22 protein-coding genes are annotated in these 24116 nt (G+C 70.3%); 2 read left to right on the forward strand and 20 right to left on the reverse strand.

The features are described from left to right. Nucleotides 1-12: 12 nt before the first annotated feature. From dapF to IEX49_RS01490, 10 genes are all read right to left on the reverse strand, one after another. The gene (dapF, locus tag IEX49_RS01445) at nt 13-969 is read right to left on the reverse strand and encodes a diaminopimelate epimerase (protein WP_188803485.1); all 957 of its coding nucleotides are present in this window, start codon (nt 967-969) and stop codon (nt 13-15) included. 9 nt (nt 970-978) lie between these two features. Beyond that, nucleotides 979-1911, reverse strand: a complete 933-nt coding sequence (gene miaA, locus IEX49_RS01450; RefSeq protein ID WP_188803487.1) for a tRNA (adenosine(37)-N6)-dimethylallyltransferase MiaA — start codon at nt 1909-1911, stop codon at nt 979-981. Further along, nucleotides 1908-3437 (reverse strand): tRNA (N6-isopentenyl adenosine(37)-C2)-methylthiotransferase MiaB, encoded by a 1530-nt coding sequence (gene miaB / locus IEX49_RS01455; protein ID WP_188803489.1) that lies wholly within the window; start codon nt 3435-3437, stop codon nt 1908-1910. Before miaB ends, miaA begins: the two co-directional genes overlap by 4 nt. 9 nt (nt 3438-3446) lie before the next feature. Beyond that, entirely contained in the window at nt 3447-4037 is a 591-nt protein-coding gene (locus tag IEX49_RS01460) for a regulatory protein RecX (protein WP_188803491.1), read from the reverse strand. After that, nucleotides 4037-5098: a recombinase RecA gene (gene recA / locus IEX49_RS01465; protein WP_188803492.1), complete on the reverse strand. Its 1062-nt coding sequence runs from the start codon at nt 5096-5098 to the stop codon at nt 4037-4039. The genes IEX49_RS01460 and recA overlap by 1 nt, the downstream gene beginning before the upstream one ends. A gap of 232 nt (nt 5099-5330) precedes the next feature. Beyond that, nucleotides 5331-5561, reverse strand: a complete 231-nt coding sequence (locus IEX49_RS01470; protein ID WP_188803495.1) for a DUF3046 domain-containing protein — start codon at nt 5559-5561, stop codon at nt 5331-5333. 75 nt (nt 5562-5636) lie between these two features. Further along, nucleotides 5637-6089 (reverse strand): helix-turn-helix domain-containing protein, encoded by a 453-nt coding sequence (locus tag IEX49_RS01475; RefSeq protein ID WP_188803497.1) that lies wholly within the window; start codon nt 6087-6089, stop codon nt 5637-5639. Between the two features lie 219 nt (nt 6090-6308). Further along, entirely contained in the window at nt 6309-6803 is a 495-nt protein-coding gene (locus IEX49_RS01480; protein WP_188804172.1) for a CinA family protein, read from the reverse strand. Between the two features lie 37 nt (nt 6804-6840). After that, the gene (gene pgsA, locus IEX49_RS01485; protein ID WP_188803499.1) at nt 6841-7434 is read right to left on the reverse strand and encodes a CDP-diacylglycerol--glycerol-3-phosphate 3-phosphatidyltransferase; all 594 of its coding nucleotides are present in this window, start codon (nt 7432-7434) and stop codon (nt 6841-6843) included. An 18-nt stretch (nt 7435-7452) separates the two neighbouring features. Continuing rightward, on the reverse strand, nt 7453-10671 hold the full coding sequence (locus tag IEX49_RS01490) for an FtsK/SpoIIIE family DNA translocase (RefSeq protein WP_188803501.1): 3219 nt from the start codon (nt 10669-10671) through the stop codon (nt 7453-7455). Nucleotides 10672-10810: 139 nt separating this feature from the next. On the opposite strand from IEX49_RS01490, the gene IEX49_RS01495 reads away from it, so the two are divergent. Beyond that, nucleotides 10811-11407: a hypothetical protein gene (locus IEX49_RS01495; protein WP_188803503.1), complete on the forward strand. Its 597-nt coding sequence runs from the start codon at nt 10811-10813 to the stop codon at nt 11405-11407. A gap of 36 nt (nt 11408-11443) precedes the next feature. Here IEX49_RS01495 and IEX49_RS01500 read toward each other — a convergent pair whose 3' ends face one another. Beyond that, entirely contained in the window at nt 11444-13129 is a 1686-nt protein-coding gene (locus IEX49_RS01500) for a ribonuclease J (RefSeq protein ID WP_188803504.1), read from the reverse strand. 15 nt (nt 13130-13144) lie between these two features. Further along, on the reverse strand, nt 13145-14056 hold the full coding sequence (dapA, locus tag IEX49_RS01505; RefSeq protein ID WP_188803506.1) for a 4-hydroxy-tetrahydrodipicolinate synthase: 912 nt from the start codon (nt 14054-14056) through the stop codon (nt 13145-13147). 149 nt (nt 14057-14205) lie between these two features. Between dapA and IEX49_RS01510 the strand changes: the two genes are divergently transcribed. Beyond that, nucleotides 14206-15429 carry a heparan-alpha-glucosaminide N-acetyltransferase domain-containing protein gene (locus tag IEX49_RS01510; RefSeq protein WP_188803508.1) on the forward strand — a complete coding sequence of 408 codons (1224 nt, stop codon included), beginning with the start codon at nt 14206-14208 and terminating at the stop codon, nt 15427-15429. A 27-nt stretch (nt 15430-15456) separates the two neighbouring features. Here the strand turns inward: IEX49_RS01510 and IEX49_RS01515 are convergent, their stop codons facing one another. The 8 genes from IEX49_RS01515 to IEX49_RS01550 all read right to left on the reverse strand — a co-directional run bounded on the left by IEX49_RS01515 (nt 15457) and on the right by IEX49_RS01550 (nt 24030). Next, nucleotides 15457-16575: an XdhC family protein gene (locus tag IEX49_RS01515; protein ID WP_188803511.1), complete on the reverse strand. Its 1119-nt coding sequence runs from the start codon at nt 16573-16575 to the stop codon at nt 15457-15459. Beyond that, nucleotides 16562-17308 carry a nucleotidyltransferase family protein gene (locus IEX49_RS01520; protein ID WP_229672081.1) on the reverse strand — a complete coding sequence of 249 codons (747 nt, stop codon included), beginning with the start codon at nt 17306-17308 and terminating at the stop codon, nt 16562-16564. Before IEX49_RS01520 ends, IEX49_RS01515 begins: the two co-directional genes overlap by 14 nt. Before the next feature lie 71 nt (nt 17309-17379). After that, nucleotides 17380-19467 carry a xanthine dehydrogenase family protein molybdopterin-binding subunit gene (locus tag IEX49_RS01525; protein ID WP_188803513.1) on the reverse strand — a complete coding sequence of 696 codons (2088 nt, stop codon included), beginning with the start codon at nt 19465-19467 and terminating at the stop codon, nt 17380-17382. Further along, nucleotides 19464-20492, reverse strand: coding sequence for an FAD binding domain-containing protein (locus tag IEX49_RS01530; RefSeq protein WP_188803515.1), 1029 nt, complete (start codon nt 20490-20492; stop codon nt 19464-19466). The genes IEX49_RS01525 and IEX49_RS01530 overlap by 4 nt, the downstream gene beginning before the upstream one ends. Beyond that, nucleotides 20489-20992: a 2Fe-2S iron-sulfur cluster-binding protein gene (locus IEX49_RS01535; protein WP_115933137.1), complete on the reverse strand. Its 504-nt coding sequence runs from the start codon at nt 20990-20992 to the stop codon at nt 20489-20491. Before IEX49_RS01535 ends, IEX49_RS01530 begins: the two co-directional genes overlap by 4 nt. 185 nt (nt 20993-21177) lie before the next feature. Then, a complete protein-coding gene (locus IEX49_RS01540; protein ID WP_188803517.1) occupies nt 21178-21627 on the reverse strand; it encodes a hypothetical protein in 450 nt (149 codons plus the stop codon). A 15-nt stretch (nt 21628-21642) separates the two neighbouring features. Then, a complete protein-coding gene (gene dapB, locus IEX49_RS01545) occupies nt 21643-22446 on the reverse strand; it encodes a 4-hydroxy-tetrahydrodipicolinate reductase (protein ID WP_188803519.1) in 804 nt (267 codons plus the stop codon). Between the two features lie 69 nt (nt 22447-22515). After that, nucleotides 22516-24030 (reverse strand): alanine/glycine:cation symporter family protein, encoded by a 1515-nt coding sequence (locus tag IEX49_RS01550; RefSeq protein WP_188803521.1) that lies wholly within the window; start codon nt 24028-24030, stop codon nt 22516-22518. Between the last annotated feature and the right edge of the window lie 86 nt (nt 24031-24116).

Genomic DNA, 24116 nt, shown 5'->3' on the forward strand with positions numbered 1-24116 from the left:
GTCAGGCCCTTGTCAAGCCACCGTTCCGTCGAAGACAAAGGTGGCGGGCCCGGACAGGATGACGCGTTCGGTGCCGTCGGCCTGCGGGATGAACTCGACGCCCACCGTGCCGCCCGGGACGCCGACCTCCCAGGTCAGGGCGTCGCGATCTCCGGCCCAGATGCGGACGGCCGTGGCAGCGGCACAGGCCCCCGTGCCGCAGGACAGGGTCTCCCCCACTCCGCGCTCGTGGACGCGCAGGTCCAGTCGGCCGACGCCGTTCAGGAAGAGCGGGTCGGCGGCCACCACGAATTCCACGTTGGTGCCGTTCGGCGGCACCGGTTCCACGTTGGGCTGCTTCGCCAGGTCCAGTTCCGCCAGGTCCGCGTTCTCGGCCAGCGCGACGACGGTGTGCGGATTGCCCATCGAGATGCTCAGGGCCGGACGTGGGTCGGCCAGCCCGGCGGCGAGGACCAGCGAGTCCGAGGCCCGTTCCTCGGCCAGCTCGGGGTCGATATAGCTCCACGGCCCCATGTCGATCGAGTACTGTTCCTCGCCGATCCGGGTGACGGTGCGGAGGCCGGCGCGGGTGCCGATCGGAAGCTGCTGTCCGACCTCGAGGTCCACCAGGCCCCGGGTGGCGAGATAGTGCACGAAGACGCGCACCCCGTTGCCGCACATCTCGGAGACGGAGCCGTCGGCATTGCGGTAGTCCATGAACCACGTGGCCTCGGGGTGGTCCTCCAGCAGATCCCGTCCCTCGATGAGGTGCGTGGACTCGACCACGCGGATCAGCCCATCCGCGCCCACCCCGAAGTGGCGGTCGCAGAGCGCCTCCACATGGTCCGGCGCGAGTTCGGTCTCGCCGCTCAGGTCGGGGACGAGGATGAAGTCGTTGCCGGTGCCGTGCCCTTTCGTGAAGGCCAGCCCGGCCAATTGGTCAAGGGCGGTCCGCAGGCGGTCGGGGTCCTGGGCGATCGGCAGGCTCATGACCTCAGTCTAGGTGGCGGCCTGCTGCCCCGTTGACCGGGCCAGGTGTCCCAGCACGTCCTCCAGCAGGCCGGGACGCGTGGGATCGAACCACGTGACGCGCGGGTCCGCCCGGAACCAGGTGATCTGGCGGCGGGCGAAGCGGCGGGTCGCCGTGGCGGTGTCCTCGATGGCCCAGGACGTGTCCGCCCGTCCGTCCAGGACGGCGAGGAACTGCGCGTAGCCGATCGCCCGCGAAGCCGTCCTGCCCTGCCGCAGCCCGAGAGCGTCCAGGGCCCGGACCTCATCCAGCAGGCCCGCCTCGGCCATGGCGACCACGCGGGCGTGCAGCCGATCATGCAATCGGGGCCGATCCAGGTCCAACCCCACCTGCACTGTCGGCCGCAGGTAGGTCCGCTGGGGCATGTACGAGGTGAACGTGCGCCCGGTGAGCTCGAAGACCTCGAGGGCGCGCACCATCCGCCGGGCATCCCCGAGACGTGCCGCGCTGTCCGGATCCACGGCCTGCAACCGTTCCCGCAGGCCCACCAGGCCGATCTCGTGACCTTCTGACTCGATCCGGGCCCGGACATCCGGGTCTGTCGGGGGGAACTCGAGTTCGTCCAGTGCTGCCCGCACGTACAGCCCGGAGCCGCCGACGAGGATCGGAACGAGGCCCCGAGCCCGGATGTCGCCGATCACGGCCCGCGCCTCGGACTGGAAACGGGCCACCGAGGCCTCCTCGGTCACGTCCAGCACATCCAGCACATGGTGGGGTATCCCCCGCCGCCCGGAGACGGGGAGCTTGGCCGTCCCGATGTCCATGCCGCGATAGAACTGCAGGGCGTCGCTGTTGACGATCTCCCCGCCCAGCCGCTCGGCCAGGTCCAGGGCCAGCTCGGACTTCCCGGTGCCCGTGGGCCCGACGACGGCCACGATCGGCGCGCGGCCGGCGTCGGTCATGCGGGGCGCAGGGTGGGCATGCCCAGGCTCACGCCGGCCGAGCCGACAGTAGCCTCGGCACGAGCTGCCCCCGTGCCGGGTGAGGGCACACCGCAGGAGACGGCCTGGGACAGGTCCCAGGCGTCGCCGGCACGGGACCGGCGCAGGACATAGCCCTCCGGGTCCTCCGCTGTGGGATCCGCGATCAGGAAGTAGGGGTGCGATGCCGTCACCGTCACCGTGACGACGTCACCGGGCCGTGGGACCTCGGCGCCCTCCGGGACGCTGAAGTGCACGAGTCGGTTGTCCGGGGCGCGGCCGGCCAACCTGCCGGTCGCGGCGTCCTTGGAACCGGAGTGGTTCGTCACCAGCAGCTCCTGGCGGGTGCCCACCAGCTTCGCCGTCTCCTCGGCGCTGATGCGGTCCTGCAGAGCGGTCAGACGCTCGAAGCGTTCCTGGACGACCGCCTTGGGGACCTGGTTCTCCATCTCACCGGCGGGGGTCCCCGGGCGGATGGAGTACTGGAACGTGAAGGCCGAGGCGAAGCGCGAGGCCTCCACCACGTCCAGGGTGTCCTGGAAGTCCTGCTCGGTCTCCCCGGGGAATCCGACGATGATGTCCGTGGTCACGGCGGCGTGCGGGATCCGTTCCCGGACCTTGTCCAGGATGCCCAGGAATTTCCTGGAACGGTAGGAACGGCGCATCTCCTTGAGGATCCGGTCCGAGCCGGACTGCAGCGGCATGTGCAACTGCGGCATGACGTTGGGGGTCTCGGCCATGGCATCGATGACATCGTCGGTGAAGGAGGCCGGATGGGGGCTGGTGAAGCGGACCCGCTCCAGTCCCTCGATCGAGCCGCAGGCGCGCAGCAGCTTCGCGAAGGCACCACGGTCGCCGAACTCGACACCGTAGGTGTTCACGTTCTGGCCGAGCAGGGTAACCTCCACGGCACCGGCGTCCACGAGGGCCTGGACCTCGGCGAGGATCTCTCCGGGACGGCGGTCCTTCTCCTTGCCGCGCAGGGCCGGGACGATGCAGAAGGTGCAGGTGTTGTTGCAGCCCACCGAGATGGAGACCCATCCCGAGTAGGTGGAGTCCCTCTTGGTCGGCAGGGTAGAGGGGAAGGTCTCCAGCGATTCCAGGATCTCGAGCTCGGCCTGTTGGTTGTGGCGGGACCGCTCCAACAGTGTCGGCAGCGAGCCGATGTTGTGGGTGCCGAACACGACGTCGACCCACGGGGCCTTGTCGATGATGGTCTTCTGGTCCTTCTGGGCCAGGCAGCCGCCGACCGCGATCTGCATACCGGGGTGGTTGTCCTTGACGGCGCGTAGGTTGCCAAGGTTCCCGTAGAGCTTGTTGTCCGCGTTCTCCCGGACGGCACAGGTGTTGAACACGACGAGGTCGGGATCGGTGGTCCCCTCGGCCGGCGCGTACCCGGCGTCCTCCAGCAGGCCGGAGATGCGCTCGGAGTCGTGCACGTTCATCTGGCAACCGAAGGTGCGCACCTGGTACGTACGCTCATCGAGATGGTGGGGGGCGGAAGTCACCGCAACATTCTAGTCGTCGTCCGGGGCGAAAGCATCCGCCTCGTCCTCAAGACCACCGAGGACGTCCTTGACGATGCCCAGGGCCATGCCGGGCGGGTATCCCTTGCGGGCGAGCATGGCAGCCAGGCGCCGGACGGTCTTGTCCCGCTCGGCCCGGTCCTCGGCCGACTCCCCGGACGGGAGCGGGCGCCCGCGGATCTTGCGCTGGACGAGTTCAACGGCGGCCTCCCGTTCAGCCTCCTCGCTGATAGTCTCGAGGGCCTGTTCGGCGGCTTCTCCGGAGACGCCCTTCTGCTGGAGCTCCCGGCGCAGGGCACCGCGGGCGAGACCTTTGGAGCGTTGGCGGGTGCGGACGAAGTTCTCCGCATAGGCGGTGTCATCCACGAGACGGACGTCCTCGAGGCGGTCCAGCACGGCGGCGGCCACGTCCTCAGGGACATCCCGCTCGGCGAGTTTCTCCTCCAGCTGCTTCCGCGACTTGGGCGAGGCGGTGAGCTGGCGCAGCACGATGGTCCGCGCCACCTCCGCGGCGGCCGGCTCCGGATCGTCCGCGAGGTGCTCGGGGACGTCCGGTACCGCGCGGAGGTGGCGACGTGTCATCACGCCGGGGACTGCCCCGAGACGGCACGCAGCTGCGGCTCACCCTCGGCCTCGTCCTCAGGAACCACGCCGATGCCGAGCTTCTCCAGGATGCGGGTCTCGATCTCGTCGGCGAGATCCGGGTTGTCCTTGAGGAAGCGGCGGGCGTTCTCCTTGCCCTGGCCCAACTGGTCACCGTCGTAGGTGTACCAGGCGCCGGACTTCTTGACGATGCCCTCGTCCACGCCCATGTCGATCAGGGCCCCCTGGCGGGAGATCCCCTCGCCGTAGATGATGTCGAACTCGGCCTGCTTGAAGGGCGGGGCCATCTTGTTCTTGACGATCTTGGCGCGGGTGCGGTTGCCGACGGGGTTGCCACCCTCCTTGAGGGTCTCGATGCGGCGGACGTCGATGCGGACCGAGGCATAGAACTTCAGGGCCTTGCCGCCGGTGGTGGTCTCGGGGCTGCCGAAGAACACGCCGATCTTCTCACGCAGCTGGTTGATGAAGATGGCGGTCGTCTTGGTCTGGGCCAGGCGGCCGGTGATCTTACGCAGCGCCTGGGACATCAGCCGCGCCTGCAGGCCCACGTGGCTGTCACCCATCTCGCCCTCGATCTCGGCGCGGGGCACCAGGGCCGCCACGGAGTCAATGACGACGATGTCCAGTGAACCGGAGCCCACCAGCATGTCCATGATCTCGAGGGCCTGCTCGCCCGTGTCCGGCTGCGAGACCAACAGGGCGTCCGTGTCCACGCCGAGCTTCTTGGCGTACTCCGGGTCCAGGGCGTGCTCGGCGTCGATGAAGGCGGCGATGCCACCGTTGCGCTGGGCGTTGGCCACCGCGTGCAAGGCGACCGTGGTCTTGCCGGAGGATTCCGGACCGTAGATCTCCACCACGCGGCCGCGCGGCAGGCCGCCGATGCCCAGGGCGACGTCCAAGCCCACAGAGCCGGTGGGGATGACCTGCATCGGAGCGCGGACCTCGTCACCCAGGCGCATCACCGAGCCCTTGCCGTACTGCTTGTCGATCTGGGCCAGTGCGGCTTCCAGAGCCTTGTCGCGGTCAGTGGCTGACGCCATGATTCACCCCTACGTGTGCTGGTGGCGGGCGGCCTTCGAGCCGTTCCCCTGTACTGATGACGAACCTAGTGGATCGCCCGGACGGGTTAGCGGAACGCCGCTGGTGCTGTGGATGACATGCCCGGGCCGTCCCCGGTTCATGTCCTGTGGAGGAGCTTACCGCTGTTCGAAGATGTTTTCGAAGAGCCGGGCTCCGGCGTGTCCTCGGAGCCGTCCGGCCTCCGCCCCGGAATCAGTCCTGGGCGCGGTCCCGCACCGGGAGGTCACGGCCGAGGCGGCGCCCTTCGGGGACGCCCTGGAGGTCGCAGACGTCGAGCCACACGCGCCGCGGGTCCACGCCGGCGTCGAGGGCCTGGTCTGCGGTCTCCAGGAGGGAGGGCAGCACGAGGGTCGCGGCGATAACGCCGGCGTTGCCGGGTCCGAACTCGTCGTCCATCAACCGGCGGAACTCACTGTGCTTCATCTCTGGACCTTTCCGTCCCCTCACGGCAGCAGGACCGCAGTCCCGAGGGTCTGCGGTCCTGCGCTGCGGTCTTGGTCAGTGGCTGCCGGCGAGCTGGCCGAAGTCGTCCGGGACCTCGTCCGGGATACGGGCACCGAACTCCTCGGGGGCGAAGCCGCTCTCGAGGTCCACGGGGACGGTGTCCGGGATGTGCACTCCCTCTTGGAGGGCGATGCGGTCCGAGACCTCGCGCAGCATCAGGGACATGGGGACGTTCAGGGCGCTGCAGATGGAGGACAACAGCTCCGAGGATGCTTCCTTCTGTCCGCGCTCGACCTCGGACAGGTAGCCGAGGGAGACTCGCGCATGGTGGGAGACCTCGCGGAGCGTGCGGCGCTGGCGCTGGCGGACGTCACGCAGGACGTCTCCGATTTCCTGGCGAAGGACGGGCACGGCGTGCTCCTTGGTCTCGAGGGAGTCGGTGGGGACGTTTTCACCGGTCTCCAGCCAACGGGTGATGCCGTTGACGGTTACCGGATGCTTCATCATGTCTACTGTCTTCTCCTGAGTGGGTCCTGGGAGTGGCCGGTCAGGCCAACTGGTGGGTACAACGGTGACCAGGCCGGTTTTTGTTCCCGTTGCGGCCGCCCCTCCTCTGGATTCCCAGCCGATTCCCAGCTGACGGCGCGGCGTGGTCCCAGCCTACCGACAACCCCGGACCCGGAGGCAAGCGTGCCAACGCATCCGAACACTTCCGTGACGCAATTGTCATGCCGATCGGGTCAGACGCGCCTGCACCATCTGCAGCGCCCGGCGGACGGTGGTCCGCCGGATCGCCTCCCGGCCGCCGTCGAGGTGCAGCAGCACGGCTTCCGGCTCCGCGTGGCCGGGCAGCCCGGCCAGCCCCACGTAGACCGTGCCCACCGGCTTCCCCTGGTGCGCCTCCGGCCCAGCCACGCCGGTTGTGGAGATCCCGACGTCGGCCCCCGTCACGCGGCGGGCGCCCTCGGCCATCTGCCGGGCCACCTCGGCGTCCACCGCGCCGGCCCGGGCCAGCAGGCCCGGGTCCACGCCGAGCTGCCGCTCCTTGACGTGGTTCTGGTAGGCCACCACGCCGCCCTGCAGCGTCCCGGAGGCTCCGGGCACCTCGGCCAGGGTGGCGGCCAGCAGTCCGGCGGTCAGGGATTCCGCGGTGGCGACCGTCAGGCCGTGGCGGATCAACAGTTGCACGACGGCGCCCGGCAGGTTCTCCGCATCGGCCAGTTCGGCCGGTTCCACCGGCTCTTCCGGTTCCACCCGGTCAATCACGGCTGGCCCCGCCGGCGAGGGAGTCCCGACGCAGCTGCAGGCCCTTGAGGACGTAGTCGGCGCCGGTGATGAGGGTGACCACGAGGGCGGCGGCCATCAGGGTCCAGCCGGCCCACAGCCACCAGTCCCCCAGTACCGCGCCCAGGGGGGCCAACAGCCACAGCAGGGCCGCGGCCTGGAGCACGGTCTTGAGCTTGCCGCCCCTGGAGGCCGGCATGACGCCGTACTTCAGCACCATCAATCGCATCACCGTGATGCCCCATTCACGGACGAGGATCAACACGGTCACCCACCACCAGAGCTCGCCCAGCAGGGAGAGCACGATGAAGGCGGAGCCGGTCAGGAGCTTGTCCGCGATGGGATCGGCGATCTTGCCGAAACTGGTGACCAGGCCCCGGGACCGGGCGATGTCGCCATCCAGCTTGTCGGTGTAGATGGCCACGGCGAACAGGGCGAAGGCCACCCAGCGCAGGGCCATCGAGTCCTCGCCCGAGGGCCCTCCGGCCACGAGCATCCAGATGAAGAACGGGACCATGACGATCCTGACGGCCGTCAGGAGGTTGGGCAGGTTCCAGTTCTCACTCATGCGTGCAGTCTACGGATCTCACCGGCCGGTGAGATGCCACGCGTCCTCGGAACCCTCGCCGTCCTCGCCACCGTCGTCGTCGTACCAGTCGTCCGCCGTGGGACGGGAGGCGAGGTCATCCGCCACCAGGTCACGCCCGTAGTCAGGGTCCGACCGGTCGGAGACCTCCGCCGGCAGGGACCCGCGCACCAGTTCCTGGTCCGAGGGGGCCTGGCCGGAACGCTGGGGCATCTCCGGATATGCCGCGCCCGGCTGACCGGAGCCGCCCGTGCTGCCCGAACCGCTGACGTGATCGTCACTGCCGAAGCCGTCCGAGGCGCCAGTGGCGTCGGCCCGGTCCGCGTGCACCACGTCCTCGGCGTAGGCCTCCGGCGCGTCCTCGCTTGGGGCCGCTGCCGGCGGGCCGTCACCGCGGATGGTGGCCAGCAGGTCGGCCAGGTCATCGGGCTTGACCAGCACGTCGCGGGCCTTGGAGCCCTCCGAGGGGCCGACGACGCCGCGGGACTCCATCAGGTCCATGAGCCGGCCGGCCTTCGCGAAGCCGACGCGCAGCTTGCGCTGCAGCATGGAGGTGGAGCCGAACTGCGTGGTGACCACGAGCTCAGTCGCCTGCAGCAGCAGGTCCATGTCGTCACCGATGTCCTCGTCGATGACCTTCTCGGTCTTCTCCGGGACCACATCCTGGCGGTACTGCGCGGTCATCTGGGTCTTGACGTGCTCCACGACCGCGTGGATCTCGGACTCGTTGACCCAGGCCCCCTGGACGCGCATCGGCTTGGACTTGCCCATCGGCAGGAACAGGGCGTCACCCTGGCCGAGCAGCTTCTCGGCACCGGGCTGGTCCAGGACCACGCGGGAGTCCGTGACGGATGAGGTGGCGAAGGCCATGCGCGAGGGCACGTTGGCCTTGATGAGGCCGGTGACCACGTCCACCGAGGGTCGCTGGGTGGCCAGCACCAGGTGGATGCCGGCGGCACGGGCGAGCTGCGTGATGCGGACGATCGCGTCCTCGACATCCCGCGGGGCGACCATCATCAGGTCCGCGAGCTCGTCCACGATCACCAGCAGGTACGGGTAGGGCTTGAGCACGCGCTTGGAGTCCGGCGGGAGGTTGACCTTGCCGGCTCGGATCGCCTTGTTGAAGTCATCCACGTGCTTGTAGCCGAAGGCCGCCAGGTCGTCATAGCGCGTGTCCATCTCGCGCACCACCCACTGCAGGGCCTCCGCGGCCTTCTTCGGGCTCGTGATGATCGGGGTGACCAGGTGCGGGACGCCCTCGTACGCGGTGAGCTCCACGCGCTTGGGGTCCACCATGACCATGCGGACCTCATCCGGCGTGGAACGCATGAGGATCGAGGTGATCATCGAGTTCACGAACGAGGACTTGCCGGCACCGGTGGCACCGGCCACGAGCATGTGCGGCATCTTGGCGAGGTTGGCCATGACGAAGCCGCCCTCGACGTCCTTGCCGACGCCCATCACCATCGGGTGGTCGGTCTTGCGCGCGGCGTTGGAGCGCAGCACGTCGCCCAGGGCGACGACCTCCTTGTCCGCGTTCGGGATCTCGATGCCGATGGCGGACTTGCCCGGGATCGGCGAGAGGATGCGCACGTCCGAGGACGCCACGGCGTAGGAGATGTTCTTGGACAGCGCCGTGACCTTCTCCACCTTGGTGCCCGGCGCGAGCTCGATCTCATAGCGGGTGACCGTGGGGCCGCGGGAGAACCCGGTGACCTCGGCGTCGACCTTGAACTGCTCCAGGGTGGAGGTCAGGGCGGCCACCACGGCGTCATTGGCCTCGGTGCGATCCTTGTGCGGCGGGCCGGCCGGCAGCAGGGCAGAGTCCGGCAGGGTGTAGGTGATGTCCCCGCCCAGGTGCAGCTGTTCGGAGCGTGCCGGCATGGGCGGCAGTTCAGCCGGTCGGGCCACCGGGGTCGCCTTCACGGCCGCTGCCGGTGCTGCCGCCGGCATCGCGGGCGGCACGGTGCCGATCGGTTCGGTCGCCGGCCCGGCGGGGGCATCGGGCCCGACGCCGGCCGCTTCCTTGACGCGGGCGATGGCCAGTTCCCCGGCGGTCGGACGCCGGACGCCCGGTGGCACGGCCGGCCCGGAGTGCCCGGAGGACTCGGCCTCGGCGGGGGTCGCCGCGGAGACTGAACCCTGCTGCGCACCGTGGGGCCCGTCAGGATCGGCATCGCCGATCACGGCGGTCTCATAGGCCTCCGTGGTGGTGACCGGATCACCGTTCTGGTCCAGGACCGCGGTCGGCTGTTCGTCGTCGCGCCCGAAGAGCCGGGTGCCCTTGCGCTTCTTCCTGCCCTGCTTGTTCTGCTGTTCCGGCTTGCCGGCGTGGTCGCGATCATGCTGCGTCAGGTAGGACTGATCGTGCTCGTCCTCTCCGTCCCGGTCGGCCCGGCTCTCTCGGGCACCGCGGGCGGCGCGGCTGGAGCGCTCGGAGGCCGCGCCGCCGTCGGGCTGGCCGGTGAGCCAGGCATAGGCGTCCCGGGTGCGCTGCGGGATCTGGCCCACCGGGGTGGCGGTGACGATCAGCAGCCCGAAGAGGACCAGGACGACCATCAGCGCCCACACGGGCCATGGCGTCAGCAGGGAGGCCAGCGGGGTGGTGGCGAGGTAGCCGACCAGGCCTCCCCCGGCCAGGAGGTTCTCGAAGGAATCGGCCACGGCGGGCAGGCCGGCCACGAGGTGGGCGATCCCGGCAGCGCCGACCAGCATGACCAGCAGGCCGATCGAGATGCGGCCGTTGTCCCGGTGCTCCTGGGGCGTGCGGAAGTACCGGACCGCGATGATGAGCAGCACGGCCGGGAAGAGCAGGGCGGCCCAGCCGAGGGTGCCGGCGGCCACGTGGTGGACCACGGTGCCGTAGCCCGGGGTGCCGCGCAGGCCCCACCATTCCACCGAGCCGATGATGAGGGCGAGCGCCACGAGGAAGAAACCGGTGCCGTCACGGCGGTCCTCGGGATCGATCTTGGCGTCGCGGCCGATCTTGCGCACGCCGGCGCCGATCGGCGTGGCCAGGGCCATCCAGAACCCGCGCGCCGCGCGCACGAACAGGTTGCCCGCCGGCTGCGGGGCGGGTTCGGGCGCGCTGCGGTTGCGCTGGGTGGAGCCGGACGGGCGCGCAGACGACTTCGCCGACTTCGGCTCCGCACCCTTGCGGGCGGTGGAGGTCGAGGACCGGCTGGACTGCGAACGCGTCGGGGAAGTACGGGTCGCCATGCTACGTAGGGTACCGGCGTCCCCGTAGGCTGTCCGTGACCAACACAGGGGTTCTGGCCACGGTTCCGGCGACGGTTCCGGCGGGACAGAGGGGTGCTCCCCCGGCCAGCGCGATGAGCAGGGAGACGGGGATGCGCCCATGACGGCAGAGCAGCACGGAGTGGGAACGGCCGACGAGGCCACCGTCGGCGGTCGCCCGGACCACTCAGCAGAGCGCTCTCCAGACCGCACCCCGGGCCGTTACCTGGACGCCGGCGAGCGGCGCCGCGCCGTCCGGCTGACCCGCACCGTGCCGGCGGCGGCCATCGCCCTGGTGGTGGCCCTCTACGCCGCAGCCGCCGCGAGCGGCATGATGCCGCTGCAGTGGGTCTCGCACGTGGACGGTCGGGGGAACGCCCAGTACTCCGCGCATTGGCCCCTGGTGACCGCCGCGGTTGCCGCGGCTGCCGTCGCCTTCGTGGTCGGATGGCTCCTCGCCCGTGAACATGCGCAGGCCGGGCACTGGCACGATCTGGAGAAGGGGATCGTGGTGGCCGCCTACGGCACGGGGCATGGACTCCTGGGCGTGGTGATCGCCAACATCGCCGCCTCCCTCGGCCGACCGGCGGCGACCGCGGGGCAGGAGCAGATGGGCCTGGCGCTGCTCGGCTTCGTGCTGGCCTTCATCGCCGCCGCCGTGGTGTACACCGCCACCCTGCCGAAGGCACGCGGGGACCGGTGGACGCCGCGGTACTGACCCGCGGCACCCGGTTGTACCGGCCGGTCCGGCGCCTCAGGCCTCCAGGACCACCGGGACGATCATCGGCCGGCGGCGCAGCTTGCGGTTGACCCACGTGCCGATGACGCGGCGGACCACCTGCTGGAGCTGGTGCGTGGTGTGATCCGCGTTGGACTGCACGGCCTCCTCGAGGGCGCGGGCGATCTTGAGCTTGACCTCGTCGAACACCGAGTCGTCCTCCGCCACGCCGCGGGCGTGGATGTCCGGACCGGAGACGATGGTGCCGGTCTGGCGGTTGACCACGGAGATGATCGAGATGAACCCCTCCTCGCCGAGGACCTGGCGGTCCTTGAGGTCGGCGTCGGTGATCTCGCCGATCGAGGAACCGTCCACGTAGACGAATCCGCACTCCACCTGTCCGGTCACGCGCGCCACGCCGTCCATCAGGTCCACCACGGAGCCGTCCTCGGTGAGCAGGACCTTCTCCCTCGGCACCCCGGTCGACTCGGCGATCTTGCCGTTGGCGATCAGGTGCCGGGTCTCCCCGTGGACGGGCATCACGTGGGTGGGCTTGACGATGTTGTAGCAGTAGAGCAGCTCGCCCTGGGACGCGTGCCCGGACACATGGACCTGGGCCATGCCCTTGTGAACCACCTCGGCGCCGAGCTTCATCAGGCCGTTGACCACCCGGAACACCGAGGTCTCGTTGCCCGGGATCAGGGACGAGGCCAGAATGACGAGGTCGCCGGCATTGAGCTGGATCCGATGGTCCCCGTTGGCCATCCGGGACAGGGCAGCCATGGGTTCGCCCTGGGAGCCGGTGCACATCAGCACCACCCGGTCATCCGGCAGTTGGTCCACCTGCTTGAGGTCCACCAGGATGCCCTCTGGCACCTTGAGGTAGCCGAGCTTGGCGGCGATGCCCATGTTGCGGACCATGGACCGTCCCACGAAGCAGACCTTTCGGCCGTGCTGGTGGGCGGCGTCCAGGACCTGCTGGATGCGGTGCACATGGGAGGCGAACGAGGCCACGATGACGCGCTGGCTGGCCCGCGCCATCAGGCCCTCCAGGACGGAGCCGATCTCCTTCTCCGTGGTGGTGAACCCGGGAACCTCGGCATTGGTGGAGTCGGTGAGGAACAGGTCCACGCCGTCCTCCCCCAGCCGGGCGAAGGCCCGCAGGTCAGTGATGCGGCCGTCCAGCGGCAACTGGTCCATCTTGAAGTCACCCGTGTGCAGGATGGTGCCGGCCTGCGTCTTGATGGCCACCGCGAGGGCGTCCGGGATGGAGTGGTTGACGGCCACGAACTCGCATTCGAAGGGGCCGAGGTGCTCGGTGTCCCCCTCCGTGACCGTGAGGGTGAGCGGACGGATCCGGTGCTCCTCGAGCTTGGCCTCGATCAGGGCCAGGGTCAAGGTGGAGCCGATCAGGGGGATGTCCGCCTTCAGGCGCAACAGGTACGGCACGGCGCCGATGTGGTCCTCGTGGCCGTGGGTCAGCACCACGCCGACCACGTCATCGAGGCGGTCCTCGATATAGCTGAAATCCGGCAGGATCAGGTCCACGCCGGGCTGGTGCTCCTCGGGGAAGAGCACGCCACAGTCGACGATGAGGATCTTGCCGTCCAGTTCGAAGACGGTCATGTTGCGGCCCACCTCGCCGAGGCCGCCGAGGGGGACGATGCGGCAGGTGCCGGGCTTCAGCGCGGGTGGAGTGGACAGGCGGGAGCCTGGTGCCATGGGGTTCGGTCCCTTCTAGAAGGTGAGTCCGGCCTCCGCGAGGTCGGCACGGATGATGGTCTTCTCGTCCTCGGTGGCCTCCACGAGCGGGAGGCGGACCACGGAGTTCGGCAGGATGCCCTGCCAGTTCAGGATCGTCTTGGCGGAGACCGCGCCCTGGATGTGGGTCATCACCGCCCGCTGGTACGGATCCAGCTCGAAGTGCAGTGCCTGGGCCGCCGCCAAGTCGCCGGCGAGCATGGCGTCCACCATCCGGCGGTACAGCCGCGTGGCCACGTGGGCCGTCACGGAGACCACGCCCACGGCACCCAGGGTCATGAGCGGCATCGTCAGGGAGTCCTCGCCCGAGTAGATGTCCAGGTCCGTGTTCGCCGCCACCAGGGTGGTGGACTGGAAGTCGCCCTTGGCATCCTTGAGGGCCACGATGTTCGGGTGCTCAGCCAGCGCGATGATGGTGTCCGGGTTGATCGGCATGACCGAGCGCCCCGGGATGTCGTAGAGCATGACCGGAAGGTCGGTGGCGGAGGCGATGGTCTCGAAGTGCGCCCGGATGCCCGCCTGGTTGGGCTTGTTGTAATAGGGCGTGACCAGCAGCAGGCCGTCGACTCCGGTCTTGGCGGCCAGCTGGGACAGGTGCACCGAGTGCCCCGTGTCATTCATGCCGGTGCCGGCGATGACCTTGGCGCGGCCCCCCACGGCCTCCACCACGGCCTCGAACATGGCCACGTTCTCCTCGTCCAGCAGGGTCGAGGTCTCCCCGGTGGTGCCCGTGATGACCAGCCCGTCGGCGCCCTCGTCCACGAGGTGGTTCGCCAGTTTCTGGGCCGAATCTAGGTCCAGGCCGCCGTCGGCCGTGAAGGGGGTGACCATGGCGGGGACAACGGTGCCGAAGGTGTTCGCGGAGCGCGCGGCAGGGGTCTCGATCATAACTTCCAGCCTACCTGCGAGAATGGCCTGCGGCAGGTAGCCGGAGGTCGAGAGTCTGGGCTGACACGACGAACGAACCAAGACCGAACCAAGAACGAACCAAGTACGAACCAGGATCGGATCGGGAACAAGGACAAGGAAGGGGCCCCATGGCGGCGACCACGGCAGTGCAGCGGCGCATCCCCGGTGTGGACGCGGCCCGGGGCCTGGCCCTGCTGGGCATGATCGCCACCCATCTGCTCGGACTGGTGTCCGCGGACGGGACGGAGCCGACCGTCGTCGGGCTGGTGTTCGCCGGGAAGTCCTCGGCCCTGTTCGCCACACTGGCCGGCGTCGGGTTGGCCCTGCTCAGTGGTGGCGCGGGCCGGACCGGCGCACCCCACCGCGGTCCCCTCCTCGGCTGGGACCGCCGCCGGGTGGCGGTGCGCGCGCTGCTGCTGTTCGTCCTCGGGCTCGCCTGCGGTTCCCTGGACATGAACGTCGCCGTCATCCTCGCCCAGTACGCACTGCTGTTCCTGATCGCGGTGCCGTTCCTGCATCTGGGGGCCCGCGCCCTGGCCGCCTGGGCGATCGGCTGGGTGCTGCTGTCCCCCGTGCTCGCGAGCCTGCTGTCCGCGGCGATGCAGTCGGCGGTGGGGTCCACGGCCTATGTGGATGGCTGGCGGCTGTGGTCCAATCCGACCCTCATCGACCTGGTCTCCCAGCCCGGGCTGTTGGCCTGGGACCTGCTGTTCACGGGCTATTATCCCGTGCTGCAGTGGTTCGGCTACGTGCTCTTCGGCCTGTTCCTGGGCCGGTTGCGGCTGGACCGGATGCGGGTGGCGGCCGTCCTGGCCGCCGGTGGCGCCGCCCTGGCCGCGGTGGCCTTCCTGCTCTCCCGCGGACTGCAGCAGTGGCCCGGGGTGGCCTCGGCCCTGGCCACCGGGACGGGGGCCGGCACGCGTGCCCTCGAGGCCGAGCTGCTGACCGGTGCGAGTCTGTCCACCGAGTCGGTGCAGCACCTTCCGGTGTGGTTCACGCTCGCGACGCCCCACTCCGGGGCGCCGCCGGACCTGCTGCTGACCTGCGGGACCTCCGCCCTGGTGCTCGGCGTCTGCCTGTTGTTGACCCAGATCGCCCGCGGGGTGCTCGTCTGGCCGCTGATGCCGCTGATCGGTGCCGGTGCCCTGCCCCTCACGCTGTACGTGGGGCACCTGGTGGCCTTGGACCTCTTCGAGACGGCGACGGCGGACTGGCCCCGTCTCGGCCTGCTTCTGGCCTACTGGGTGGGTTGCCTCGTCGCCGGGACCCTGTGGCGCGGATTCGGCTGGAGGGGCCCTTTGGAGTGGCTCGTCGCGACCGTCTCCGGCACGTTGGCCGGGCCGCGGCCCTGACGCTCCGCGCCCCTGATGCCCCTGGATTCACCGCTGACGGTGCAGGGGGCCGCCCACCTGGGTCAGGGGCAGGTTCGTCCCGGACCTCCGGGCCGAGATGATCTCAGCCATCATGGACACCGCGGTCTCCTGCGGGGTCCCGGCCCCGAGGTCCAGGCCCAGGGGCGCATGCAGCCGCGCGAGTTCCTCCTCGCTCAGCCCCAGGTCCCGCAGGCGCTCCGTCCGTTCCCGGCTGGTGCGCCGCGATCCCATGGCGCCGACGAAGCCGGCCGGAGAGCGCAGGGCCTTCGCCACCAGCGGGTCGTCGAACTTCGGGTCATGCGTCAGCGCGCAGAGGACCGTGCGGTGATCGACGTGAAGCTCGTCCAGATACTCGTGGGGCCATCGCACGACGACCTCGTCCGCCTCGGGGAACCGCTCGCGGGTGGCGAACGCCGCCCGGGCGTCGCAGACGGTCACCCGGTACCCCACCTCGGCGGCCAACCGGGCCAGGGCCGAGGCGAACGCGTTCGAGCCGAAGACCACCAGGTGCGCCGGCGCCGTGAAGCTGCGCACCGCATAGTCGGAGGGCGGGCCGCCGGCGGGGCTCGGGACGGTCACGACGCCGGAGCGAGACTCCCGCAGCAGGGCGGCGGCCTCGTGGAGGCGCCAGTCGGGCTCCGTTCCAGGTTCCATACCGGACTCCCTCCCGGACTCCCTCCCGTACTCCGTCGCGGTCACGAGACCGCGCCACCCGGCGTCCGGTCCCGGCAGCGCTGTGACGGTGGCGACCGGTTCACCGGAGCGCAGGGCCTCGGCGAGGGCTCGGAAGAAGTCCAGGTCCGCCGGGGCGACGCGTTCGAGGAAGACCCGGAGCGAGCCGCCACAGGTCAGCCCCACGTCGAGTGCCGCACCGTCGCTGTAGCCGTAGTCCCGGACCAGCGCCCGGCCCGTGGTCGCCACCTCTTGGGCGTGGGCGTAAACGTCCGCCTCGATGCATCCCCCGGACAGGCTGCCGATGACCGCGCCGTCGTCCAGGACGGCCATCTGCGTCCCCGCCGGTCTCGGCGCACTCGAGGAGGTGGAGACCACGGTGGCCAGCACGAAGCCGGCGTCACCGTCGAGGACCGGGCCCATCTCCTGCCACAGGTCGTCACGCTCGGACATCGGCCTCCGTTCCCGGGCCGAGCCGGTCGAGGTCTTGCGGGGTGTCCACGTCGCGGCCCGTGGCCAGGTGCCCGACGTCCACGACGTCCACCACCTCAGGGTGGCTGCTCAGCCAGACCCGTCCGGCCGCGTCTCCCGCTGCCAGGGCGGCCGCCTCCCGGGCCCAGGGCCGGGGGAAGACCAAGGGATGACTGCGGACCAGCCGCCCCTGTGCATCCGGGTACCCGGCAGCCGTCACCCGAGGGCCGATGGCCTGGGCGGTGGCCGAGGTGGACCCGGTGGACCCGGTGGTGGTGGAGGCGGTGGCAGAGGCCAGCAGGCGGCGCACCACGGCCTCGCCGACGTCGGGCTGGTCCACCAGGGCCACCACGACCAGGCCGGATGAGGGGCCGGAAGGGGCGAGCAGCCGGTCGGCGGTCTCGATCCCGAGCCGGAAGGACGATCCCATCCCCGACTCCCAGTCCGCGTTCACCACGGTATGCACGCGCTGTCCCTCGGGGGTGCCCGTCAGCGCGCCGTCCAGGATCCTCCGTACCTCCTCGTCCGAGGCGCCGAGAACCACCACCACCGCGTCACAGCCGCCTCGCAGCAGGGCACGCGCCATGCGGACCACCTGGGGCATCCCGTCCATGCACAGCAGGGCCTTGGGCCCCCGGCCCAGGCGTCGGCCCGCACCGGCGGCCAGCAGCACGCCCACCACCGGTGCGCCGCCCGGGAACGGCCCTGCCGGCACTTGCACCTGCACCTGCACCTGCGAGCCACTCACCCCGACGGGCCCGGGGCCCACCGGAGGACGCGTGGGCCTCACAGGAAGGCGTCAGAGGTCGCGGGCAGGTTCCGGACCCGGACCCCGGTGGCGTGGTAGGCAGCGTTGACCACGGCAGCCGAGGTCCCGACGATGCCGATCTCCCCGATGCCCCGGGAGCCCATGGGGGTGGCCCGCTCATCCACGTCGTCGAGCCACTCGACGCGCAGGTCGCCGATGTCCGCGTGGGAGGCCACGTGATAGGTGGCCAGGTCCTGGGTCACGAAGTGTCCGAAGCGGGGGTCCCGCACCGACTCCTCGAAGAGGGCGGCCGAGAGTCCCATGACGAGCCCGCCCAGGAACTGCGAGCGTGCGGTGGTCGGGTTGATCACCCGGCCGACCGAGTAGACGCCCAGCATCCGCGGGACCCGCACCTCCCCGGTCCAGCGGTGCACCCTCGCCTCGGTGAACACGGCGCCGTAGGAGTGCATCGCCAGGTGTTCCGTGTCCGGATAGGACTGGGCGGTGGACGTGGTCTGCACTCCGGGGTCCGGGGCCTCGCCGTGGTCGGCCCGGAACTGTTGTGCGGCCTGGGTGATGGCGGTACCCCAGGACCCGGTGCCCGAGGAGCCGCCGGCCACGGTGGCGAACGGCAGGTCCGTGTCACCGATCGCCAGGTCGACCTCGGCCACACCCACCCCCAGGGCGTCGGCGGCGATCTGCAGCAGCGCGGTCCGGGCGCCCGTGCCGATGTCCACGGCACCGATGGCGACGGCATAGCGTCCCCGTTCCAGGGCCGTGACGCGCGCGGCATTGCCGGGGAAGAAGTTGGCCGGATAGGTGGCGGAGGCGACGCCGGTCCCGACCCACCAGTCCCCGTCCAGGGTGGCACGGGGTGCTACGGGCCGATCCGCCCACCCGAACAGTTCCGCGCCGCGGTACAGGCAGTCGACCAAGCGCCGGTTGCTGAACGGGTTACCACTCCCGGGGTCCACCTCGGGCTCGTTCCGCACGCGGAGCTCGACCGGATCGACGCCGACGGCCACGGCCAGCTCGTCCATCGCCACCTCCAGGGCGTGCATCCCCGGCATCTCCCCGGGCGCCCGCATCCAGGAGGGGACGGGGACGTCGAGCGAGGCCACCCGGTGGCTGGTGCGCCGGTGCTCCCCCGCGTACATCATCCGGGCCGGGACGGCGGCGTGCTCCACGAACTCCTTGATCGCTGAGGTCTGGACCGTGACGGCATGCTCCAGGGCGATGATCCGGCCGTCCGGTTCCGCCCCGATGCGCAGGTCGGAGACGGTCTGGGTCCGGTAGCCGGTCAGCGGGAACATCTGTTGCCGGGTCACGGCCAGCTTCACCGGCCGCCCCTCGGCCCACATCGCGGCCAGCGCCACGGCCACCTCCGGGCCGTGGGGCGGGCCCTTGCTGCCGAAGCCGCCGCCGACGTACGGTGCCCGCACCCGGAGCCGTTCGGGTTCGATCCCCAGCATCGGGGCCAGGGTCGCGGCCACCCGGTGGACGCCCTGGGTGGAGTCCCACATCGTCAGCGTCCCGTCCCGCCACAGTGCCGTGGCGGCATGCGGCTCCAAGGGATTGTTGTGCTCGTGTGGGGTGGTGTAGGTGTGATCGATCCGCACCGGTGCCGCTGCCAGCGCCGCGTCCACCTCGCCCTGCTCGGTGTCGGTCTCGGATCCCACGCTGGACGAATCGGGCCGGTAGGTCTCGGCCCCCTCCAGGGTGGCTGAGAACGGCTCAGCCTGTTCATGCACCCGGACCAGCCGGGCCCCCTCCCGCGCGGACTCGGGTGTCTCGGCGAGCACCAGGGCCACGATCTGGCCACGGAACCCGATCCGGTCGTCCTGCAGCACGGCCAGTTCGCGATCCTCGGTGGAGGCGAGCCTCGGTGCCGTGGTGTGGTCCAGCACGGTCACCACCCCGGGGTGGTCCAGGGCATCACTCGCGTCCACGCGCAGCACCCGCCCCTTGGCGGTCCTGGAGGTCACCATCCAGCCGTGCAGGGGTGGCCGGTCCAGTTCGGCGTCGTTCTCCATGGCGTAGGTCGCGCGGCCGGTGACCTTCTCCCGGCCGTCGACCCGCTCCATCGCGGTGCCCATGGCCACGGCCCGTACGGAGTTCGCAGTCATCGTGCCCCCTCCTGCTCCGATGTCCCGCCCGGCTTCCCGTCCAGGCCGCCGAGGAGCCGGGACAGCGCTTCCGTGGTGGCACCCCGCAGCAGCGGGCGCTTGTACTCGGTGTCCGGGCCGAAGGCCGCCTCCCGCAGCTCCTCCTCCACGGCCGCGGCGATCGCGGACTCGTCCGGCCGGCGTCCCCGCAGCGCTGCCTCGGCCCGGGCGGCCCGCCACGGTTTGTGGGCGACCCCGCCCCAGGCGAGCGCGATGTCCGCGACCGCGCCGTCGTCGTCGAGGGTCAGGGCGGCGGCGACCGAGACGAGGGCGAAGGCGTAGGAGGCCCGGTCCCGGGTCTTGACGTAGGTCGAGCGCCGGGCCAGCGGCGTGGCCGGGAGCTCGACCGCGGTGATCAGTTCACCGTGGGACAGCGTGGTCTCGATCTCGGGGTGGTGCCCAGGCAGGGTGTGCAGGTCCGCCATCGGGACCCGCCGCTCGCCGTCGGATCCCAGGACCACGACGACGGCGTCCAGGGCGGTCAGGGCGACGGCAAGGTCCGAGGGGTGGGTGGCCACGCAGGCCTCACTGGCCCCGAGCACGGCGTTGTACCGGCCGTACCCCTCGAGCGCCGAACAGCCGCTGCCCGGCTCCCGTTTGTTGCACGGGGTGGTGACGTCCTGGAAGTACACGCACCGGGTGCGCTGCAGCAGGTTGCCGCCGGTGGTCGCCTGGTTGCGGATCTGGCCGCTGGCCCCGGCCAGCAGGGCCCGGCTGATGCCAGGCCAGCCGCTGCGCAGGAGCGGATGTGCAGCGAGGTCGCTGTTGCGCACGTTGGTGCCGATCCGCACCCCTGCCTCGGTCTGCTCGACGGTGTCCAGCGGAAGGCGGCTGATGTCCACCAGCCGTCCGGGCGTGCTGACCCCGAGTTTGAGGTGGTCCACCAGGTTCGTTCCGCCGCCCAGGAACCGCGCCTGTGGATCCCCCCTAACGGCGCTGACCGCTTCTGCGGCGGTGGCGGGGGCTGCGTAGGTCAATGGTCTCATCGGCCCGCCGACTCCCGGATCGCCCCGAGGATGCCGGCGTAGGCGCCGCAGCGGCACAGATTGCCGCTCATGCGCTCGCGGATCTCCTCGTCGGTGAGGTCCACGTCCGCCTCGAGGTCAGCGGTCACGTGGCTGGGAGCTCCCCGGCCGGCCTCCTCTAGCATCCCGACGGCGGAGCACACCTGACCCGGCGTGCAGTAGCCACACTGGAAGCCGTCATGCGTGATGAACGCCTGCTGGACCGGGTGGAGGTCCCCCTCGTCTGCCGGTCCGGCCAGTCCCGCCGCCGTCACGATCTCGGCGCCGTCATAGGCCACGGCCAGGGCCAGGCAGGTCAGATGCCGGCGCCCGTCCAGCAGGACCGTGCAGGAGCCGCACTGTCCGTGGTCGCAGCCCTTCTTGGGCGAGGTGTTGCCGGCGCGTTCGCGCAGGGCGTCCAGCAGGGTGGTGCGGGTGTCTACGGTCAGTTCGTGGTCGGTGCCATCGATCCGGAGGGTGATGCGCTGCTCCGGGACGTGCTGTGAGGTGTGCGGTGACTCGTGGTCCGGATGGTGTTCTGCGACGTGTTCCAAAGGCCCTCCCTGGCCGGCAGTGTGCGGTGCTGCTGCGCACACAGTACCGAGGGGGCGCCACGCCTGGCCACACCCGCGGCCCGGTGAGAACGGCCCGATCAGAGCCGGGTCCTTCAGCTCCCGGACCGGGTGGAGTACAGCGCCATCGCGTCCCTCATGGCCTTCCGGGCCCGGGAACGGTCCCCGGAGGCGTCGTAGCCGAGGGAGAGCCGGTACCAGGAGCGCCAGTCCTGCGGAGCGGCCTCGGCCTCGGCACGGAAGGTCTCGAACTGGACGTCCGCGGCGGCGCGGTCGATGCGCCCGGCGGCCGAGCGGGGCAGGTTGTCCTCGGGCAGTCCGCCCTCCGCCTCCAGGGTGCGGCCCATCTTCTCCATCGTGAGGCCGAAGCGCAGCTCACGCCACAGGGTCCACACGCCCACGGCGACCACGCAGAGCACGGCCACCCCGAGGATCTTGGCGATGGGCTGGGGTGCCTGCAGGAAGCTCACGGCGGATACGACCGCCACCACGGCGAACAGCAGCATGAGGGCGGCGATCGCCACCACTCCGATCTTGGTTCTCATCGTCTCCGGTCCAGCTCAGTCGAGGTCCAGGTAGGCGTCCAGGCCGTAGGCCAGACCGGGCCGGGAGGCCACGGTCCGCAACCCCAGCAGGACACCGGGCATGTAGGCCCCGCGGTCGAAGGCGTCGTGGCGGACCACCAGCTGCTCCCCCGGCCCGCCCATCAGGACCTCCTGATGGGCCTCCAGTCCGCGCAGTCGCACGGCGTGCACGCGGATCCCGTCCACCAGGGCCCCGCGGGAGCCGTCCGGATCATGGGTGGTCGCGTCCGGGGAGGCTCCGACGCCGGCCGCCTGGCGGGCGTCCGCGATCAGTCCCGCGGTGCGCACCGCGGTGCCGGAGGGCGCATCGACCTTGTCCGGGTGGTGCATCTCGATGATCTCCACCGAGGGGAAGTGACGGGCGGCCTTCGCGGCGAAGGCACTGGCCAGGACGGAGCCGACCGAGAAGTTCGGGGCGATCAGCACGCCCACCTCCGGATGCGCCGCCAGCTGCCCCGAAAGCGTCTCCCGGCGCTCGGCGGACCAACCGGAGGTCCCGACGACGGCGTGCAGGCCGTGCTCGACGGCGAAGGCCACGTTGTCCGGGGAGACCTGCGGGACGGTGAGGTCCAGCAGGTGGCTCGCGCCGGCGTCGAGGGCGGCCGAGACGGGATCCCGGGAGCCGAGCTCAGCCACCAGCTCCAGATCCGGCGCTCCGCCCACGGCCGCCACCGCGTAGCGGCCCATCTTGCCGGTGGCTCCGAGGATGGCGACCCGGATCGGCTCGGCGTTGGGTTCAGGGCGGGATACGGTGCGGGATTCGGTCTCGGGCGCAGTCATGACCTCCAGTTTAGGCGGCGCCGGAGGCCCCCGGCGCCGACGCGCGCACCGGCAGCCAGCGGCTCGCTCCTAGTGCCGGTCACCGGCGGGCTTCACCGGTGACCGCCCGGTGTGCGTGCGGGAGGAGCCGACCACGTTTCCGGACTTCCAATCCGCCCAGCCCGGCCGGTCCACCATGAAGGCCTCGATCTCGGCGGTGCTCGCCACCAGCTTCGGATCATGCTTGAGGTAGTGCCGGGTCTCGCGGGCGATCAAACCGGAGAGGACCAGCAGTCCGATGAGGTTCGGCAGTGCCATCAGGCCGTTCATGATGTCGGAGAAGCTCCAGACGATGGACAGCGGCACGGTGCAGCCCACGAACACCACGAGCGAGAAGACCACACGGTAGGGCATCACGAGCCGCTGACCGAAGAGCCGTTCCACGTTGCGCTCACCGTAGTAGGACCAGCCGAGGATGGTGGAGAAGGCGAACATGATCAGACCGATGGTGACGATCCAGTGACCCCATTCTCCGGGCAGGCCGTGAGAGAAGGCCTCGCCGGTCATCAGCGCCGCGGAGATCTGCTCACCGGTCGCCTCGTCGATCACGTTCCAGGCTCCGGTGGTGATGATCACCAGGCCAGTGCAGGTCACCACGATCAGCGTGTCGATGAACGTCTGCGTCATGGACACCAGTCCCTGCCGAACCGGGTGGGACGTCTGGGCCGCTGCTGCTGCGATCGCCGCCGAGCCCATCCCCGATTCATTGGAGAACATGCCGCGTGCCACGCCGTACTGGATGGCGATGATGAGGATCGAGCCGGTGAAGCCGCCGACCGCGGCGGTGCCGGTGAAGGCATCGGTGAAGATGAGGGCGAAGGCGGCCGGGATGTCCACGAGGTTGGCGATCAGGATATAGAGCGAGGCCGCCACGTAGAAGACGATCATGACGGGAACGAACCCGGCGGTGACCTTGCCGATGGCCTTGATCCCGCCCACCAGCACCAGCAGCGTCATGACGGTCAGGATGATGCCGGTGATCCACGGGGCCACATTCCAGGAGCCTTCGACGTTGGCCGCGATGGAGTTGCCCTGGGTCATGTTGCCGATGCCGAACGAGGCGAGGAAGGCGAAGACGGCGAAGGTCAGGGCCAGGGTCTTGCCCAAGGGCCCCTTGATGGCCTTCTGCAGGTAGTACTGCGGGCCGCCGGACTTGTCCCCGGCCTCGTCGGTGGTGCGGAACCGGACGGCCAGGTACGCCTCGGAGTACTTCGAGGCCATGCCCAGCAGGCCCGTGACCCACATCCAGAACAGGGCACCGGGTCCGCCGATGCCGATCGCCGTGGCCACACCCACGATGTTCCCGGTGCCGACCGTGGCGGCCAGGGCGGTGGTCAGGGCCTGGAACTGGGAGATGTCTCCCTCGGTGTCCGCATCCCGCCGGCGGATGATCCCCAGATTCAGGGCGGGAAAGAGCTTGTGGAACTGCAGGAAGCCCAGACGGATGGTCAGGTAGAGGCCGGTGCCCAACAGCAGGGGGATGAGGAAGAACGGACCCCAGACGAACGAGCCGATGTTGTCCAGCACTGTTTGCAGTTGATCCATGACGGTGAACCGGTCTTTCTGTCCGTGGTGCGGTGCCCGGCCCCTCGGGCGACGGATCGGCCTGTGAGAGGTCGATGCCGTCCAGA

The sequence above is a fragment of the Citricoccus zhacaiensis genome, from assembly GCF_014645315.1.
GTDB lineage: Bacteria > Actinomycetota > Actinomycetes > Actinomycetales > Micrococcaceae > Citricoccus > Citricoccus zhacaiensis.